The sequence below is a fragment of the Hyphomonas adhaerens MHS-3 genome (assembly GCF_000685235.1).
Taxonomy (GTDB): Bacteria; Pseudomonadota; Alphaproteobacteria; order Caulobacterales; family Hyphomonadaceae; genus Hyphomonas; species Hyphomonas adhaerens.
This window is the reverse complement of sequence record NZ_ARYH01000002.1, coordinates 1-16,149: the sequence shown is the minus strand read 5'-3', so window position 1 is coordinate 16,149 and position 16,149 is coordinate 1. Positions and strand designations below refer to the sequence as shown.

At 61.2% G+C, this 16,149-nt stretch carries 13 protein-coding genes and 1 tRNA gene; 1 reads left to right on the top strand and 13 read right to left on the bottom strand.

Going from position 1 to position 16,149, the window contains the following annotated elements; all coding sequences use genetic code 11:
* Window positions 1–2 precede the first annotated feature (2 nt).
* The 4 genes from HAD_RS12215 to HAD_RS12200 form a co-directional block, all read right to left on the bottom strand.
* Window positions 3–623 (bottom strand): NADH-quinone oxidoreductase subunit C, encoded by a 621-nt coding sequence (locus tag HAD_RS12215; protein WP_035572224.1) that lies wholly within the window; start codon window positions 621–623, stop codon window positions 3–5.
* Between the two features lie 9 nt (window positions 624–632).
* Window positions 633–1,232, bottom strand: coding sequence for a NuoB/complex I 20 kDa subunit family protein (locus HAD_RS12210; protein ID WP_420537665.1), 600 nt, complete (start codon window positions 1,230–1,232; stop codon window positions 633–635).
* Complete coding sequence (locus tag HAD_RS12205; RefSeq protein ID WP_420537667.1) at window positions 1,202–1,567, bottom strand: NADH-quinone oxidoreductase subunit A; 366 nt, start codon at window positions 1,565–1,567, stop codon at window positions 1,202–1,204. Before HAD_RS12205 ends, HAD_RS12210 begins: the two co-directional genes overlap by 31 nt.
* A gap of 207 nt (window positions 1,568–1,774) precedes the next feature.
* Complete coding sequence (locus HAD_RS12200; protein WP_035572218.1) at window positions 1,775–2,731, bottom strand: peptidoglycan-binding domain-containing protein; 957 nt, start codon at window positions 2,729–2,731, stop codon at window positions 1,775–1,777.
* Window positions 2,732–2,962: 231 nt separating this feature from the next.
* Between HAD_RS12200 and purB the strand changes: the two genes are divergently transcribed.
* Entirely contained in the window at window positions 2,963–4,261 is a 1,299-nt protein-coding gene (purB, locus tag HAD_RS12195) for an adenylosuccinate lyase (protein WP_035572216.1), read from the top strand.
* Window positions 4,262–4,302: 41 nt separating this feature from the next.
* Here purB and eda read toward each other — a convergent pair whose 3' ends face one another.
* The 9 genes from eda to HAD_RS12150 all read right to left on the bottom strand — a co-directional run bounded on the left by eda (window position 4,303) and on the right by HAD_RS12150 (window position 16,025).
* On the bottom strand, window positions 4,303–4,944 hold the full coding sequence (eda, locus tag HAD_RS12190) for a bifunctional 4-hydroxy-2-oxoglutarate aldolase/2-dehydro-3-deoxy-phosphogluconate aldolase (RefSeq protein ID WP_051596262.1): 642 nt from the start codon (window positions 4,942–4,944) through the stop codon (window positions 4,303–4,305).
* Window positions 4,941–5,903: a glucokinase gene (locus HAD_RS12185; protein ID WP_035572214.1), complete on the bottom strand. Its 963-nt coding sequence runs from the start codon at window positions 5,901–5,903 to the stop codon at window positions 4,941–4,943. The genes eda and HAD_RS12185 overlap by 4 nt, the downstream gene beginning before the upstream one ends.
* 3 nt (window positions 5,904–5,906) lie before the next feature.
* On the bottom strand, window positions 5,907–7,739 hold the full coding sequence (gene edd / locus HAD_RS12180; protein ID WP_035572211.1) for a phosphogluconate dehydratase: 1,833 nt from the start codon (window positions 7,737–7,739) through the stop codon (window positions 5,907–5,909).
* Window positions 7,740–8,450, bottom strand: a complete 711-nt coding sequence (pgl, locus tag HAD_RS12175; protein WP_035572208.1) for a 6-phosphogluconolactonase — start codon at window positions 8,448–8,450, stop codon at window positions 7,740–7,742. It abuts the gene before it with no gap.
* 4 nt (window positions 8,451–8,454) lie between these two features.
* Complete coding sequence (zwf, locus tag HAD_RS12170) at window positions 8,455–9,924, bottom strand: glucose-6-phosphate dehydrogenase (RefSeq protein ID WP_035572204.1); 1,470 nt, start codon at window positions 9,922–9,924, stop codon at window positions 8,455–8,457.
* 281 nt (window positions 9,925–10,205) lie between these two features.
* Window positions 10,206–11,810 carry an alpha-amylase family glycosyl hydrolase gene (locus tag HAD_RS12165; RefSeq protein WP_035572202.1) on the bottom strand — a complete coding sequence of 535 codons (1,605 nt, stop codon included), beginning with the start codon at window positions 11,808–11,810 and terminating at the stop codon, window positions 10,206–10,208.
* Window positions 11,807–13,423: a GMC family oxidoreductase gene (locus tag HAD_RS12160; RefSeq protein WP_035572200.1), complete on the bottom strand. Its 1,617-nt coding sequence runs from the start codon at window positions 13,421–13,423 to the stop codon at window positions 11,807–11,809. The genes HAD_RS12165 and HAD_RS12160 overlap by 4 nt, the downstream gene beginning before the upstream one ends.
* 55 nt (window positions 13,424–13,478) lie before the next feature.
* On the bottom strand, window positions 13,479–15,758 hold the full coding sequence (locus tag HAD_RS12155; RefSeq protein WP_035572199.1) for a Tex family protein: 2,280 nt from the start codon (window positions 15,756–15,758) through the stop codon (window positions 13,479–13,481).
* A 191-nt stretch (window positions 15,759–15,949) separates the two neighbouring features.
* Window positions 15,950–16,025: transfer RNA gene (locus tag HAD_RS12150), tRNA-Trp, on the bottom strand.
* Between the last annotated feature and the right edge of the window lie 124 nt (window positions 16,026–16,149).

Here is a 16,149-nt window from a genome sequence, read left to right as displayed (position 1 = left end):
TCTTACGACTCCGTCGCTTTCTCGTCGCCCGGGATCTGGGACGTGATGCCCTCCCACGGGGAGAGGAAGTCAAAATTACGGAACTCCTGAACCAGCTGCACCGGCTCGTAGACCACTTTCTTTTCGAGGTCGTCGTAGCGGACTTCGTAATTCCCGGTCAGCGGGAAGTCCTTGCGCAGCGGATAGCCCTCAAAGCCATAGTCGGTGAGGATCCGGCGCAGGTCCGGGTGATCGGCGAACTGGATGCCATACATGTCGAAGGCTTCGCGCTCGAACCAGTTGGCGGCCGGCCAGACAGCGCAGGCGCTCGGCACGGCCGTGTCCTCGTCGGTCGACACACGCACCCGCACCCGGTGGTTCAGGTGCATGGACAGGAGGTGGTAGACCACTTCGAAACGCTCACCGCGCTCCGGATAGTCGACACCGCAGATATCGATCAGCGTCTCGAAATCGCATTGCGGATCTTCGCGCAGGAAGCGCAGCAGCCCGACGATATGATCGCGCTCGGCCATCACGACCAGCTCGTCCATATTGATGTGGAAGCTCTTCACCGCATCCGCGCGCGCAGCAGAAATATGCTCGCCGAGATCCTTGAGGGCGTCGATGGCATCCTGGTTCAGCATGTCTTTCCCCTAGCGCTCCAGCGAGCCTTCCCGGCGGATCTTCTTCTGCAGCTGCAGGAAGCCGTACACGAGAGCCTCAGCGGTGGGCGGACAGCCCGGAATATAGATATCGACCGGCACGATCCGGTCACAGCCGCGCACAACGCTGTAGCTGTAGTGGTAATAGCCGCCGCCATTGGCGCAGCTGCCCATGGAGATCACGTAACGCGGCTCCGGCATCTGGTCGTAGACCTTGCGCAGCGCCGGGGCCATTTTGTTGGTCAGCGTGCCGGCAACGATCATCACATCCGACTGGCGGGGTGAGCCGCGCGGCGCCATGCCGAAACGCTCAAGGTCGTAGCGCGGGTTACCCGCGTGCATCATTTCAACGGCGCAGCAGGCGAGACCGAAGGTCATCCACATCAGCGAGCCGGTCCGCGCCCAGGAAATCAGGTCGTCAGCCGCGGCCGTGAAATAGCCCTTGTCCGCCAGCTGGTCGGACAGGCCGGAATAGAACGGATCGTCCTGCCCGGGCTTGAAACCGCCTTCGACGCCCGAACGGGCGCCGCCGAGAGCATATGTCTTGAAGTCTCCGGCCATTATTCCCACTCCAGCGCGCCGCGGCGCCATTCGTAGATGAAGCCAACGGTCAGAACGCCCAGGAAGACGACCATCGACCAGAAACCAAGCAGGCCGATCTTGCCGAGGCTGATTGCCCAGGGGAACAGGAAGGCCACTTCGAGGTCAAAGATGATGAACAGAATGGCGACCAGGTAGAACCGGACGTCAAACTTCATACGGGCGTCGTCGAAAGCGTTGAAACCGCACTCATAGGCGGAGTTCTTCTCGGGGTCGGGCTCGGATGGTGCGAGCAGCAATGAACCAACGATGAAAAGGCCCGAAATCACGGCACCGAGCACCAGAAAGATGATCACCGGTAGATAGTCGAGCGCCAGCCGTTCGATGTCCGACATGAGAGAGGGCCTCCTAGCCTGTGCTGGCGCCGGATTAGGACGGTTTTGCCATCCACGCAACACATCCACGCCACATAACGGTGAGACTTATCTTAAAGTCTGCTTTCGGCCACCTCACGGGGGCAGATGTGCGGCTGTGCGTCACGGCCTGAGCCCTGCATTGCCCGTCCGGAAGGCAGCTCTGCCCCCAAATTCCCGCTACTCGGGCGAAACCCCAAGCGACTCAAGGGTGCCAATGGTCAGGTATCCCACCGGCAGGCCGTTCTTTTCCTGCCAGTCTTCCATCGCATTCTGAGTCGCCGGGCCGATAACGCCATCAGACTGTACGTTGTAGCCCTTCGCGGCCAGGGCCCGCTGGACTTCGGCGATCCTGGGCTGTGTCGCGCTGGAATCGCACAGCACTTCCTGCCATTCCACCGTCCCGCCGCCGGTCACGGTGCGTTTCTCGACGGTCTTGTAGGTCGCCGGCACGACGATCGTCTCCTGTTGTTCCGGCGTCACAAGGCGTTGGACTTCAACCTCCTCGTATTCGGCCGGAACGATCTCCTCGACCACACGGGCCGGTTCCCGCAGGACCTGACGCTCAACCGTGCGGATTCGGGCGGGAATCACGCGTGTTTCGACGCGCTCGGGCGATTTCAGGCGCGTTCGGCTCACCGTATCGTACTGGGCCGGGACTTCGACGCGGCGCGGCACGTCGCCGGACGCGGGCGCGACACGCTCTTCTCCCGGTTGCAGCTGGCCATTAAGCCCGGCGCCCGGCTTCCAGGTTATATAAGCCGGACGGACCATGACCTGTTCGGGAAATGTCTCGTATTCTGCAGGAATCACGACTGTTTCGGTCTGTTCCGGCACAATGAGGAGCTGTTCGGTCTCGATCTCGTAGACGGGCGGCACGACCCGGTAGGTGAGCGACTGCTCCTTCACCAGCACACGCTGCACAACCGTTTCATATGTGGCGGGGATCACACGGGCCCTTGTATGTTCCGGCTGGTCGAGAACCTGTTCGGTCTGGATTTCATAGGTTTCAGGGATCAGCACCCGCGCATAACAGGCCCCGGGTTCGGCATCGGGCGGGGATTCCCCGGTCCCTTGCGCTGCCGCGGTGCCCACCAGCACCAGCGAAACAGCCGACAGGGTGAGAATTCTGCTCATTCCATGTCCCCTTCCTGAAAGCCGCCCCTTTTCTGGAAACGGCAGACTGCCATCAACCTAGCCTACCCGGAAACCAGCGGCCACTCCGTTCGCCAGACCACCGCAGCATTCTCCACGTCCCCTGCGCCGGGACGACCTGTCACAGGGGGTGGCAAACCAGGCGGTTCGGCGTATTAGGGGCGCGAACAAGCAGGCCCGTACAAACAGGCCGGAACTAGCAGGAATGCGCGCATGATCCCCCGTTATACCCGTCCCGAAATGGCGGCCATCTGGTCACCTGAATCCCGCTTCGGTATCTGGCTCGAAATCGAGACCCTCGCCGCCGAAGCCATGGAAAATCTCGGCATCATCCCGGAAGGCACCACAGCCGCCGTCCGCGAGAAGGCCGCGTTCGAAGTGGACCGGATCGACGAGATCGAACGGGAAGTGAAACACGACGTCATCGCGTTCCTGACCAATGTCGCCGAACATGTCGGTGAACCTGCCCGCTTCCTGCACCTCGGCATGACCTCATCCGACGTGCTCGACACCTGCCTGAACGTGCAGATGGTGCGCGCCGCTGACCTGTTGCTGACCGGAATCGACCGCGTGCTCGCGGCCCTCGAAAAGCGGGCCTTCGAACACAAGCTGACCCCGACCATCGGGCGCAGCCATGGCATCCATGCCGAACCGACCACGTTCGGCGTCAAGCTGGCCACCTTCCATGCCGAATTCCAGCGGGCCCGCACGCGCCTGCTGATCGCCAGGGAAGAAGTCGCCACCTGCGCCATTTCCGGCGCGGTCGGCACCTTCGCCAATATCGACCCGAAAATCGAAGCCCACGTTGCCGAGAAGCTGGGCCTCGCCATCGAGCCCGTCTCGACGCAGGTCATCCCGCGCGACCGTCACGCCATGTACTTCGCCGTGCTGGGCGTGATTGCGTCTTCCGTCGAACGCCTTGCCACGGAAGTGCGCCACCTTCAGCGCACGGAAGTGCTGGAAGCCGAAGAATACTTCTCGGCTGGCCAGAAAGGCTCCTCGGCCATGCCGCACAAGCGCAACCCGGTGCTGACCGAGAACCTGACCGGCCTTGCCCGCCTCGTGCGCTCCGCCGTGACGCCGGCCCTCGAAAACGTTGCCCTCTGGCATGAACGCGATATCTCGCACTCCTCCGTCGAACGCGGCATCGGCCCGGACGCCACCGTCCACCTCGACTTTGCCCTGCACCGCCTGGCCGGGGTCGTGGAAAATCTCGTCGTCTATCCGGAGCGGATGCTGAAGACGCTGAACTCCATGGGCGGCCTGCACAATTCGCAGCGCATCCTGCTGGCCCTCGTCGAAGCCGGTAACAGCCGGGAAGATTCCTACCGGATGGTCCAGCGCAATGCGATGAAGACCTGGGGCGGCGAAGGCCCGCTTCTGGACCTGCTCCAGAAGGATGAGGAAGTGATGGCGAAACTGACGAAGGAACAGCTCGAGGACCTCTTTGACCTCGACTATCACTTCAAGCAGGTCGACACGATTTTCGAGCGCGTTTTCGGTCGCTCATAGTCATCTGACAGTCCACATAAGTCCGGCCTGGTCCGGTATCGTCATGAGCTGATCGCGCTAAGTGCCTCCCTGGCCTTGCGCGAGATGCCTGCCCAGTCGCCGGAATCGACGTCAGCCCGCGTCGCGATCCATGATCCGCCAACCGCCAGAACGTTCGGCAAGGCTAGGTAATCATTGGCTTCGCCGGCACCGATACCGCCCGTCGGCATGAACTGAAGATGCGGTAATGGCCCGGCCAGCGCCTTCAGCGCCGGTATGCCGCCGGCCACGCTGGCTGGAAAAAGCTTCAGCATTTCAAAGCCTTCCTCGTGGCGGCACATCGCCTCGCTGGCGGTCGCCACGCCTGGAATCATCAACGGCTTATACTTGCCCAGCGCGTTCAGCAGCCCGGGGCTCATCCCCGGCGAGACCAGGAAGTCCGCCCCCGCCTCCACCGAATTGCGCACATCCTCTCCCGTCAGCACCGTTCCAGCGCCGACCAGCAGCTCCGGCACCGCCGCCTTCATCGCCGCAATCGCCTCAATCCCCGCCGGCGTCCGGAGCGTCACTTCCGCGATGGTCAAACCGCCATCCTGCAGCGCCTTCGCCAGCGGCGCGGCCTGTTCCACGGATCCGATCACAAGTACCGGCACAACCGGTGCCTTGGCGGCCGCGCGCTTCAGCTCCGTGAGGGAGAAGGTCATGTCCGTAGCTCCTGATCGTAGTAGGCCGCCGCGCCGATCAACGGCGCTTCCGGATCATGCATTAGCACGACCGGGCATTTCTCGAGAAAACCGCTCATTGGTCCGCGCTCTCGAAAGCGTTCAATGGCTTCGGGCGTTTTGAGGAAATCGACAATCCGTTCCGTCACGCCGCCCGCCAGCACGACGCCGCCCAATGCGCCATTGGCCAGCGTGAGATCGCCCACAGCGCCCATCACCGTACAGGCGCGAATGAGGATGAGCTGGTAGAACATCTGATCGCCTTCATCTGCGCGCTTCCGCATTTCGGCAGGCGACAGATCCTCAACCGGACGGTCATATATTTCGCAGAAAGCTTCATGCACCGGCGCCAGTCCCGTGCCGGACGACACAAGTTCGTTCGACACGTATCCGAATTTCTGAAGCAGGATCTTGTTCAATTGCCATTCAAGGTCTGTGCGGGGGGCAAAGGCGATGTGTCCGCCCTCTCCGGTCAGCACATGCCAGTTGCCGCAGTCATGGAACAGCGTCGCGACCCCGAACCCGGTTCCCGGCCCTGCAACAATCTTTGGGGCTTCCGGTTCCGGTTCTCCCGGCAGGATCGATTCGAAACTGCAGTGTTCGAACTCGGGTACCGCGCGCGCCATCGCCGTGAAATCATTGATGAGACGAACGTCGTCGAAGCCGAACCCGGCCTGCAATTCCTGTTCGGAAACATGCCAGCCGCGATTGGTAAGCGTCACGCTGCCGTGCTGCACAGGGCCCGCCATGGCGAAACAAGCCTGGCCGACACGCGCATGTGTCCGGTCCAGATAGGCACGCAACACGTCGTCAAACCGGGCGAAATCATCGCCCGCAAATTTCTCGAAATTATCGGCGACAATCCTGCCGTCCTGCCGGCGGGCGATGGCAAAGCGGACATGTGTTCCGCCGACATCTCCCACCAAAACATCTTCACTCAACGATCAGTCCCCCTCGGCAACGAAATCGAACTGGCTTGCACCCGTATCCGCAGTTCCGCTCATCTGGCGGAAATAGGAAAACATCTCGCGGCCCAACCCAACCGAGGACGTATTCGGCCGGAACTCGGCCGGTTCACGTGCCGCAAATTCTGACGGGTCGACTTTGATATCGAGCGTTCCGTTTTCCGCATCGAAAACGATCATGTCGCCATCACGGACGCGCGCGAGCGGGCCGCCGCGCGCGGCTTCCGGGCTGACATGAATTGCCGACGGCACCTTGCCGCTGGCCCCTGACATTCGGCCATCTGTCACCAGTGCCACCTTGAATCCCCTGTCCTGCAAGACCCCCAGAGGCGGCGTCAGACTATGAAGTTCCGGCATGCCGTTTGCCGCCGGCCCCTGAAAGCGGACAACAGCGACAAAGTCGCGATCCAGGCGGCCCGCCTCGAACGCTTCCTTCAGAGCCTCCTGGGATTCGAATACCATGGCCGGCGCCTCGAGCACCCGTTTCTCCGGTTTGACGGCAGAGACCTTGGAAACCCCACGCCCCAGCGGACCCGTCATCAATCGAAGCCCCCCATCAGAAGAAAATGGATCGCTGGCAGGCCGGATGATCTCCAGGTCGCCGCTTTCCTCCGGTGCCGGGCGCCACGCCACCTTGTCACCATCCAGGAACGGCTCATGAGAGTAATCAGAGATTGGCCCTGCCACGCCTTGTGCGTCACCATTGAGCAGACCCGCCCCAAGGAGTTCACGTACAATGAACCCCATGCCACCCGCCGCGTGGAAATGATTCACGTCTGCGGGGCCATTCGGATAGATCCGGGTCAGCAAGGGCGTGACGTGGCTGATATCTTCAAAGTCCTCCAGCGTCACGACAAGGCCGGCCGCAGCGGCCATGGCCGGGATGTGGAGCGCATGATTGGTGGACCCGCCGGTCGCCATCAGCCCGACGATGCCGTTGACGATGGAGCGCTCATCTATGATTTCGCCCGCGGGCAAATAATTATCTCCCTGCGCCGTGATCTCGGCCGCACGGTGCGCAGCAGCCTTTGTCAGCGCCGTACGAAGCGGCGTGCCGGGATTGGTGAACGCCGCGCCCGGAAGGTGGAAACCCATGACCTCCATCAGCATCTGATTGGAGTTGGCCGTTCCGTAGAATGTGCAGGTGCCCTGCGCGTGGTAGCTTTCCGCCTCCGCTTCCAGCAATGCGCTGCGATCCACCTTGCCTTCGGCGAACAACTGCCGGATACGGATCTTTTCGGGATTCGGAAGGCCTGACGGCATCGGTCCGGCCGGGACGAATATGGACGGTATCCAGCCAAAGCGCAGCGCCGCAATGACAAGACCGGGAACGATCTTGTCACAGACCCCGAGATGCAGGGCCGCGTCGAAGACATCATGGCTGAGGCCCACCGCAGATGCCATCGCGATGACATCCCGCGAAAACAGCGACAGCTCCATTCCCTGCTGGCCTTGCGTGACCCCATCGCACATCGCCGGAACACCGCCAGCCACCTGGGCCACGGCATTCACTTCGCGCGCGCCTTCGCGGATGAGTTCCGGATAGTGCTCGAACGGCGCATGCGCCGACAGCATATCATTATAGGCTGTGATGATACCGATGTTCGGCCAGCCAGCGCCGAGAAGATGGGTCTTTTCTATCACGGCGCACCCGGCCGATGCGTGCGCCAGGTTTCCTTCTGTGAGCCGCTGGCGGGCAAACCCTTTCGGGCGCCGTGAACGGATCATTTCAAGATAGGCTGCGCGTGGCTCTGCAGATCTCAGACGAATGCGTTCTGTCACTTCGGCGATTTTCGGGTGCAGTTTGGTCATCTAGGGTGCCCATATGATTGTGAGACGCGGACCGAGTTTATCGATGGCGTAACGGACCGGCATGTCGAGCGGGTCTGACACGAGCGCGCGCTCCAGAATGTCCAGCTTCTCATCACCGAACAGCAACATCAACGCCATGCGCGCGGACGTGACCGCCGGTCCGGTTAGTGTCAGCCGCTGAGTATTCAACCCCGCACCGGGGCAACCGGTTGCATCAATCGCTGCAATTGTTTCATCGTTCGCGGGCGCCAGCGCGGCCTCCAGTCCTTTGGACCCGGGAAACCAGCTCGCCGTGTGTCCGTCGCCGCCCATTCCGAGCAGCAGCACATCTGCCGGCGCGCAATGCGGTGCATAAGCTGCGTTTCTGTCTGCCACCACTTCGCCGGGCTCGGCTGCGCTGGTCTTCATCGGGATGAGCCCTGCCGCCCCCGCACGCCCCTTCAGCAGACGCGTCCGAACCAGCGCCTCATTGGAAAAATCGTGGTTCAGCGGCACCCAGCGTTCATCCACCAGACCGACACTCACGCATTCCCATGGCAGGTCCCAATCCGAAAGCCGGTCAAACAACGGCCCCGGCGTAGAACCGCCGGACGTCATGAAATCTGCACGCCCCCGGTCAGTGATGGCACGCTCAAGCCCGCCAGCAACAAATCTAGCGGCGAAATCCAGCGCGGCATCGCGCGTGTCGAAGCGGGTCAGCTCATGCTTCATCCGTCTACAATCCTTCCCACCAGGCCCGGTCGTCACGGTCCATCAGCATGGCCGCGGCCAGTGGGCCATCGCTCCCAGCCGGATACGGCTCTGGTGCATCGCCGGCCTGCTCCCAGGCCTCGATGAGAGAGTCGACCCACGCCCAGGCAGCTTCAACTTCATCCTTGCGCATGAACAGGGACAGGTTGCCGCGCACCACATCCATCAGCAGGCGCTCATAGGCATCTGGATAGCGCACCGTGAAACTCTCCGCATAAGAAAGGTTCAGCGGCATGGACTTGACGCGCAGGCCGCCGGGTCCGGGCTCCTTGATCTGCACGAACAGGCGCACACCTTCGTCCGGCTGCAGGCGGATCACCAGCCTGTTCGCCATATCATTACCTTCGCCAAACAGGGAATGCGGCGTTTTCTTGAACTGGATCACAATATCGGAATGACGGTGAGACATCCGCTTGCCGGTGCGCAAATAAAACGGCACGCCGGCCCACCGCCAATTGTCGATCCCGGCCTTGATCGCAACAAAGGTCTCGGTATCGCTCTTGTCTTCGCCGGATAGCTCATCCGCATAGCCCCGGACAGCTTCTCCCCCCTTCATGCCCGCCTTGTACTGGCCACGCACAGTTTGCTTTTTCGCAGCTTCTCCGTGAATCGGCATCAGCGCATTGAGCACCTTGATCTTCTCTGTGCGGACGTCATCATCCTCCAGCTGGTTCGGCGGTTCCATCGCCGTGAGGCAAAGCAGCTGCAGCATATGGTTCTGCACCATGTCACGCAAAGCACCGGAGCGGTCATAGTAGTCGGCACGTCCCTCCAGGCCGAGGTCTTCCGCGACCGTGATCTGGACGTGATCGATATAGTTTCGTGACCAGAGCGGCTCGAACAGGATATTGCCGAACCGCAAAACCATCAGATTCTGGACCGTTTCCTTGCCAAGATAATGGTCGATGCGGAACACTTGGCGTTCGGAGAATACGGCGCCGACCCCATCATTGATCGCCCGGGCCGATTCGAGATCCGTCCCGATCGGCTTCTCAAGCACAACGCGGGTGTTCCCTTCCGCCAGACCTTCCCGGCCGAGCGCGTTGCAGATGGCGACATACAGGCTGGGCGCGGTCGCCAGATAGAAAACGCAGGCCCGCTCACCATCCATGGTCAGTTTGGATTTCAGCGTCGGCCAGTCGGCTTTGGCGCTGGTCGCGTCAATCGAGACGTAATGGATCAGCTTCTCGAACTTTTTCCATTCCTTGTCGTCCCAGTTTTCACCTGTGGCCTTCTCACATGCGTCACGCGCCATTGCACGATAGGCCTTGTCGTCGAGATCGGACCGGGCCGTTCCGACGATGGCACTATTCTCGGGAATCTGGCCGTCGAGCCACCTGTGGAAGAGCGCCGGCAGGAGCTTCCGGCGGGACAGGTCACCCGTTCCCCCGAAAATAACGATGTCGAAGGGATCGACCGGTATGAATTTGGCCATGTCGCGCTCCTTTCACGCGGATGTTCGGTATTCTTGTTAGTGCATTCCGGAAGCGCTGAGAAATTTTGGTGCGAGGTTTCTCCCACGATCCCTCATTCGCCCAATCTTTCAGTAGATTTGCACGCAATCACCCCCGATGAAGTCACGCAGTTTCTTGCAGCGAAGCGATATTTGCGGGACCAATCAGAACCTCTCTGAATTCATGTCGGGAAAAATTACAACGTTGTCTTTTCTATTAGCGGACGGCGGACCGTCATGACAAGCAGAACTCGCCTGATGGGTCAGCGCCTCAGGATCACGAATGAATATGGCGGCAAATCCCTGCCCAGCGGCGTCTCCAGCCCTTCGGACTGAATCAGAACGGTGCCGTCCAATTGAACCGCTTCCGGAATCTCGACGGAAGAAGCACCGAGATTGAAGAGACAGGTCACCGTTTCAGTGTCGGAGGAGCGGACCATGATGAGCAACGGCTCCGGACTTTCGACAAAAGAGACATCCCCCCATTTCAGGGCCGGGCTCCCCTTGCGGATATCCAGTAATCTTCGCGTGAAGTTCAAGACAGATTCCCGGTCTTCCTCCTGCACACCAACCGACAGGCGGGGATGGTCCGCGCCCACCGGCAACCAGGGTTTGGCCTGCGAGAAACCTGCATTCGGGGCACCTTCTTCCCAGGGCATCGGCGTCCGCGCGCCGTCGCGCCCCAGCGTCCGCGGCCAGTTCGCGATGGCTTCCGGGTCCTGCAGCGCCTCGAACGGCACATCCACCTGCGTCAGGCCCAGCTCCTCCCCCTGATACAGGATCGGATTTCCCCGCAGGCAAAGCAGCAGCGCGTTTGTGAGTTTCGCAAACCGGGGCCTGTCCGGCCCATCATACCATCGGCTGACGCAGCGCGGCGCGTCATGGTTCGAAAACTCCCAAGACGGCCATCCCTCTTCCAGTGATCCGGTCCAGTTGCCTTGCGACCTGCGAACGCGTTTGGCCGTCAATGTCTGCGCATACAGGAAATCGAAACTGTAGGCTGCGGTCAGCCGGTCATCCCCCTGAGTATAAGACCGCATTGTCGGCAAGGGGTTGTCACTCGCGACTTCGGCAACGGTGTAGCGGTCACCGTATTCGTCTGTCAGTTCGCGAACGCGCTTCAGGAATTCCGGAACCTCCGGCTGGGACTGATTAAACTCCCGCCGTTGCAGATCAAACGGACGGGAGATCGTTCTGCCCGCCGGATCCCACGGCGGATTGTCGCGGAAGGCCCTGTCGTGCATGGCGAAGTTGATCGCATCCAGCCGGAAGCCGTCCACGCCCCGGTCCAGCCAGAAACGCGCTGTCGCCAGCAAGGCGTCCTGAACGTCCGGATTGTGCACATTCAGCTGCGGCTGTTCGGGTAGAAAATTATGCAAGAAATATTGCTGGCGCCGGGCATCCCATGTCCACGCGGCGCCGCCGAATACGGCCTGCCAATTATTCGGCGGTGTCCCGTCCGGTTTCGGATCCTGCCACACATACCAGTCCGCCTTCGGATTATTCCGGCTCTGGCGGGATTCCGTGAACCAGGCATGTTCATCCGATGTGTGAGCGTAGACCTGATCGATAATCACCTTCAGCCCATATCCATGCGCACGGTCCAGAAGCTGGTCAAAGTCTTCCAGCGCGCCGAAGATCGGATCGACGGCACAATAGTCTGAGACATCATAGCCGAAATCCTTCATCGGCGACGCGAAGAAAGGAGAGATCCAGATGCCATCCACGCCGAGCGAGGCGATATAATCCAGCTTCTGCGTAATCCCCGGCAGATCGCCTATGCCATCCCCATTGGTATCGAGATAGGACCGCGGATAGATCTGGTACAGGACGGCGCCGCGCCACCAGGGTCGTTCTGACTCGCTCATGCCGTCATCTCCCGGGCGACCTTGTCTGCAATCATGATTGTCGGCGTATTTGTATTGCCGGACGTGATCGTGGGCATAACGGATGCATCGATCACGCGGAGGCCCTCCACGCCTGCGACACGCAAATCCTTGTCCACCACGGCCATCGGATCATCCTGACGCCCCATCCGGGCCGTACCGACGGGATGAAATATCGTCGTTCCGATGTCTCCAGCCGCCTGCGCCAGCGCCGCATCGTCATCGCCGACAGCCGGACCGGGCAGGAATTCCTCCGGATCAAACGGCGCCATCGCCGCCTGGCGCATAAGTCTCCGCGTGACCCGAATAGCGTCCGCCGCGACCTTCCGGTCCTCCTCAGTAGACAGATAACTTGGCGCGATAACGGGCTTCGCTGCAGGATCGGCCGAAGAAATCCGGACCTCTCCCCTCGAGGTTGGCCGCAAGTTGCAGGCGCTCACCGTGATGGCCGGAAACCGGTGCAACGGGTCGCCAAATTTGTCGAGCGACAGCGGCTGGACGTGGAATTCGATATTCGCCCGCGTCTGGTCAGGGTCTGAGCGCATAAAAATGCCCAGTTGCGACGGCGCCATGGTGAGCGGACCCCGCCGGCGCAACGCATAGTCCAGCCCCATCAGCCCTCGCCTGAAAAGATTGTGATAGGTCTCATTCAGCGTCCGCGCGCCGGAGACCCTGTAAATCGCGCGCTGCTGCAAATGGTCCTGCAGGTTCCGGCCAACGCCCGGCCGGTCAACCTGCACCGCAATGCCCGCCTCCTTCAATACCTCCCCCGGCCCGATACCGGAGCGTTGAAGAATTTGCACCGACCCGATTGCGCCAGCACAGAGGACGACCTCCCCCTTGCAGTGCGCCCGCCGACGCTGGCCATCCTGAAGGAAATCAACTGCCACGGCCCGCCCATCTTCCAGAACCAGTCTGTCCGTCAGGCACCCCGTCTCGACACGCAGGTTCTGCCGCGCCAGAGCTGGCTTCAGGAACCCTCGTGCCGCAGACCAGCGCAGGCCCTTCTTCTGGTTCACATGAAAATAGGAGGAGCCTTCGTTATTCCCGGTATTGAAATCATCAACCGGCTCAACGCCCATCTCCCGAGCCGCCTCGCGAACGGCATCCAGAATGCCCCAGCGCACGCGGGGCGCCTCGACGCGCCACTCACCACCTGTGCCGTGCGCTTCGCTCTCGCCCAGGAAGTGATCTTCAATCCGGCGGAACACCGGCAGGACATCCTCCCAGCCCCAGCCCGGCAGGCCGAGACTTTTCCAATGGTCATAATCCGCCGCCTGTCCGCGCATGGAGATCATGGCGTTAATGGCAGACGAGCCGCCCAGCACCTTTCCACGCGGATAGTTCAGTTTCCTGCCGTTGAGGCCAGGCTCCGTTACCGTCTCGAACATCCAGTCGGATCGCGGATTCCCGATGGCAAACAAATATCCCACCGGAATGTGGAACCAGATCCAGTTGTCCCGTCCGCCCGCTTCCAGCAGCAGTACACGCCGCTTACCGGATTCAGAGAGCCGGTTGGCCACAACGCAGCCAGCTGAGCCTGCGCCCACAATGATGTAGTCGTACTCGCCGTCCAGATCTGCCGAACCGTTCAACTGTGCCTCCCGATATGGAGGTCATTAGGCCGCATGGGCCGGGCGGCGTCCACCCTTACCGAAGGGAGGCCAGCACACCGAATGGACTGTCGGACGGTTTACGGTCCGGCGCTTTGGAGGCCATGTCCGGCTTCGCTGCCGGGCGCGCACCCTGCCGCTTCATGCTGAGGCCGATCCGCTTGCGGGAAACATCCACTTCCAGAACGACCACATTCACGACCTGCCCCGTCTTCACCACCGAATGGGGATCCTTCACGAACGTGTCGGCCAGTTCGGAGATATGAACCAGGCCATCCTGGTGCACCCCGATGTCCACGAACGCCCCGAATGCGGTCACATTGGTCACAACCCCTTCCAGCCGCATGCCCGGCTTCAGGTCATTCATCGTGTCGATGCCATCCTTGAAGGTGGCGGTCTTGAATTCCGGGCGCGGGTCACGCCCCGGCTTTTCAAGCTCGCTGAGAATGTCTTGCACGGTCGGCACACCGAACGTGTCATCGGCGAAATCCTCCGCCTTCAGCTTTGAAAGGAAAGTCTTGTCGCCAATCAGCGCGGCCACTTTCCGCCCGGTTTGTTTCGCGATGCGTTCAACAACCGGATAGGCTTCCGGGTGAACCGCTGAGGCGTCCAGCGGATTTTTGCCGTCCATGATGCGCAGGAAGCCGGCGGCCTGTTCAAACGCCTTCGGGCCAAGCCGCGGCACTTTCTTCAACTGACTACGCGACGTGAACGGCCCATTCTTGTCCCGATAGGCAACGATGTTTTCCGCGATGGTCGCGTTGAGACCCGCCACGCGAGAGAGCAGCGATGCCGATGCGGTATTCACATCCACGCCGACCGCGTTCACGCAGTCTTCCACCACGCCATTCAGCGACTTGGCGAGCTGGCCCTGGTCCACATCGTGCTGGTACTGCCCGACACCAATGGCTTTCGGTTCGATCTTGACCAGTTCGGCCAGCGGGTCCTGCAGGCGCCGGGCGATGGAAACCGCCCCGCGAATGCTGACATCCAGGTCAGGGAATTCCTTCGCCGCTAATTCGGACGCAGAATAGACAGACGCCCCGGCCTCCGACACCATCAGGCGCGTCAGCTCAAGATCGGGCATCTTGTCCGACAGGTCCGCGACCAGCTTGTCTGTCTCGCGCCCTGCCGTTCCGTTCCCGACACTGACGAGTTCTACATTGTGCTTCTTGCAGAGCTTCGCCAGCGTCGTCAGGGCGCCGGCCCAGTCCTTCCTTGGCTCATGCGGATAGATGGTCGCCGTGTCGATCAGCTTGCCGGTCGAATCCACGACGGCCACCTTGCAGCCCGTACGAATGCCCGGATCGATCCCCATGACGACCTTATGCCCGGCTGGCGCCGCCATCAGCAGGTCTTTCATGTTGCGGGAGAACACGCGGATGGCTTCGCTATCCGCCGAATCCTTCAGCCTGTTGATGGACTCCCGGGAGCTGGACGGCTCAAGCTTGCTCTTCCAGGCTGCTTCCGCGGTATCCATCAGCCATTCGTCGGCTGTGCGCCCCTTTTTGGCGAAACCGAATTCCGAACAGATCTCCCGCACCGCCGGGTGATGACGCGTATCGGTGTGGGGCACATCCACCTTGATACGCAGGATACCTTCCTTCTGCCCGCGCAGCATGGCCAATGCCCGGTGGGATGGCATCTTCTCGAACGGCTCATCGAAATCGAAATAGTCGGAAAACTTCGCGCCTTCGGCCTCCTTGCCCTTCACCAGCGACGACCCGAGCTTGCCCTGTTTCCAGACCGTCTCCCGAATCTTTCGGGTCAGGCGCGGCGTCTCTGCAATCTTCTCCACGATGATCTCGCGGGCCCCGTTCAGGGCCGCATCGGGGGTTTCGACCCCTTTCTTCTTGGAGACGAAACCTTTTGCTTCAGCTTCCAGCGCCACGGCCGGATTGGCGAGGATACGCTCTGCCAGCGGTTCGAGGCCCGCCTCTTTCGCAATCGTCGCTTTGGTGCGGCGCTTCTGCTTATAGGGCGCGTAGAGGTCCTCCAGCGCGACTTTCGTCGTCGCCGCCATGATCTCGCGTTCAAGGTCCGGCGTCAGCTTGTCCTGCTGGCGGATGGCATCGAGGATCGTGTCGCGGCGCTTGGCCAGCTCGGTCAGGTAGTCCAGCCGCTCAGCAAGGTTCCGCAATTGCGTATCGTCCAGTCCGCCTGTCCGTTCCTTCCGGTAACGCGCGATGAAGGGCACCGTCGCACCTTCCCCGAGCAGCTCGATCACGGTCTCAACCTGGCGCTCAGTTATGCCGAGTTCTGTCGCGATCAGTTTCGCAATGGAGGGGGCAGCAGATGTGCGGGATTTTGCAGGCATGAAGCGAGCGCCTTTCTGGCTGGAATTGACGGATACGCCTGACGGCGCAGGACCCGATCAATTCACCGGAAATCGTTCACACCTCGTTTACGCTTGGACGCGGCGGGACAAATATTTTGCGGATTGCACAGAAGAATACGCACACGCCGCGAACGCGGTGTGCACCAGGCTCTGATTTTCGGAAATTTGCCTGGCAGGGGCAGCAGGACTCGAACCCGCGACCCTCGGTTTTGGAGACCGATGCTCTACCAACTGAGCTATACCCCTTCAGGCGAGGTGAGGGTTTGCCCCAAACTCCCCGCCACCGCAAGCGGGGAGCGTCAGCGAAACGCTGTTTTTGACGCCCGAACCATAAAAACAAAAAAAGGCCGCCCTGTTTGGGCGGCCTTTT

Bases quoted from the DNA above. Each gene is read 5' to 3' on its own strand.
- purB (WP_035572216.1), top strand. From the start codon at position 2,963: ATGATCCCCCGTTATACCCGTCCCGAAATGGCGGCCATCTGGTCACCT.
- edd (WP_035572211.1), bottom strand. From the start codon at position 7,739: ATGACCAAACTGCACCCGAAAATCGCCGAAGTGACAGAACGCATTCGT.
- eda (WP_051596262.1), bottom strand. From the start codon at position 4,944: ATGACCTTCTCCCTCACGGAGCTGAAGCGCGCGGCCGCCAAGGCACCG.
- HAD_RS12200 (WP_035572218.1), bottom strand. From the start codon at position 2,731: ATGAGCAGAATTCTCACCCTGTCGGCTGTTTCGCTGGTGCTGGTGGGC.
- HAD_RS12155 (WP_035572199.1), bottom strand. From the start codon at position 15,758: ATGCCTGCAAAATCCCGCACATCTGCTGCCCCCTCCATTGCGAAACTG.
- HAD_RS12215 (WP_035572224.1), bottom strand. From the start codon at position 623: ATGCTGAACCAGGATGCCATCGACGCCCTCAAGGATCTCGGCGAGCAT.
- HAD_RS12210 (WP_420537665.1), bottom strand. From the start codon at position 1,232: ATGGCGCCGCGGCGCGCTGGAGTGGGAATAATGGCCGGAGACTTCAAG.
- pgl (WP_035572208.1), bottom strand. From the start codon at position 8,450: ATGAAGCATGAGCTGACCCGCTTCGACACGCGCGATGCCGCGCTGGAT.
- HAD_RS12165 (WP_035572202.1), bottom strand. From the start codon at position 11,810: ATGAGCGAGTCAGAACGACCCTGGTGGCGCGGCGCCGTCCTGTACCAG.
- zwf (WP_035572204.1), bottom strand. From the start codon at position 9,924: ATGGCCAAATTCATACCGGTCGATCCCTTCGACATCGTTATTTTCGGG.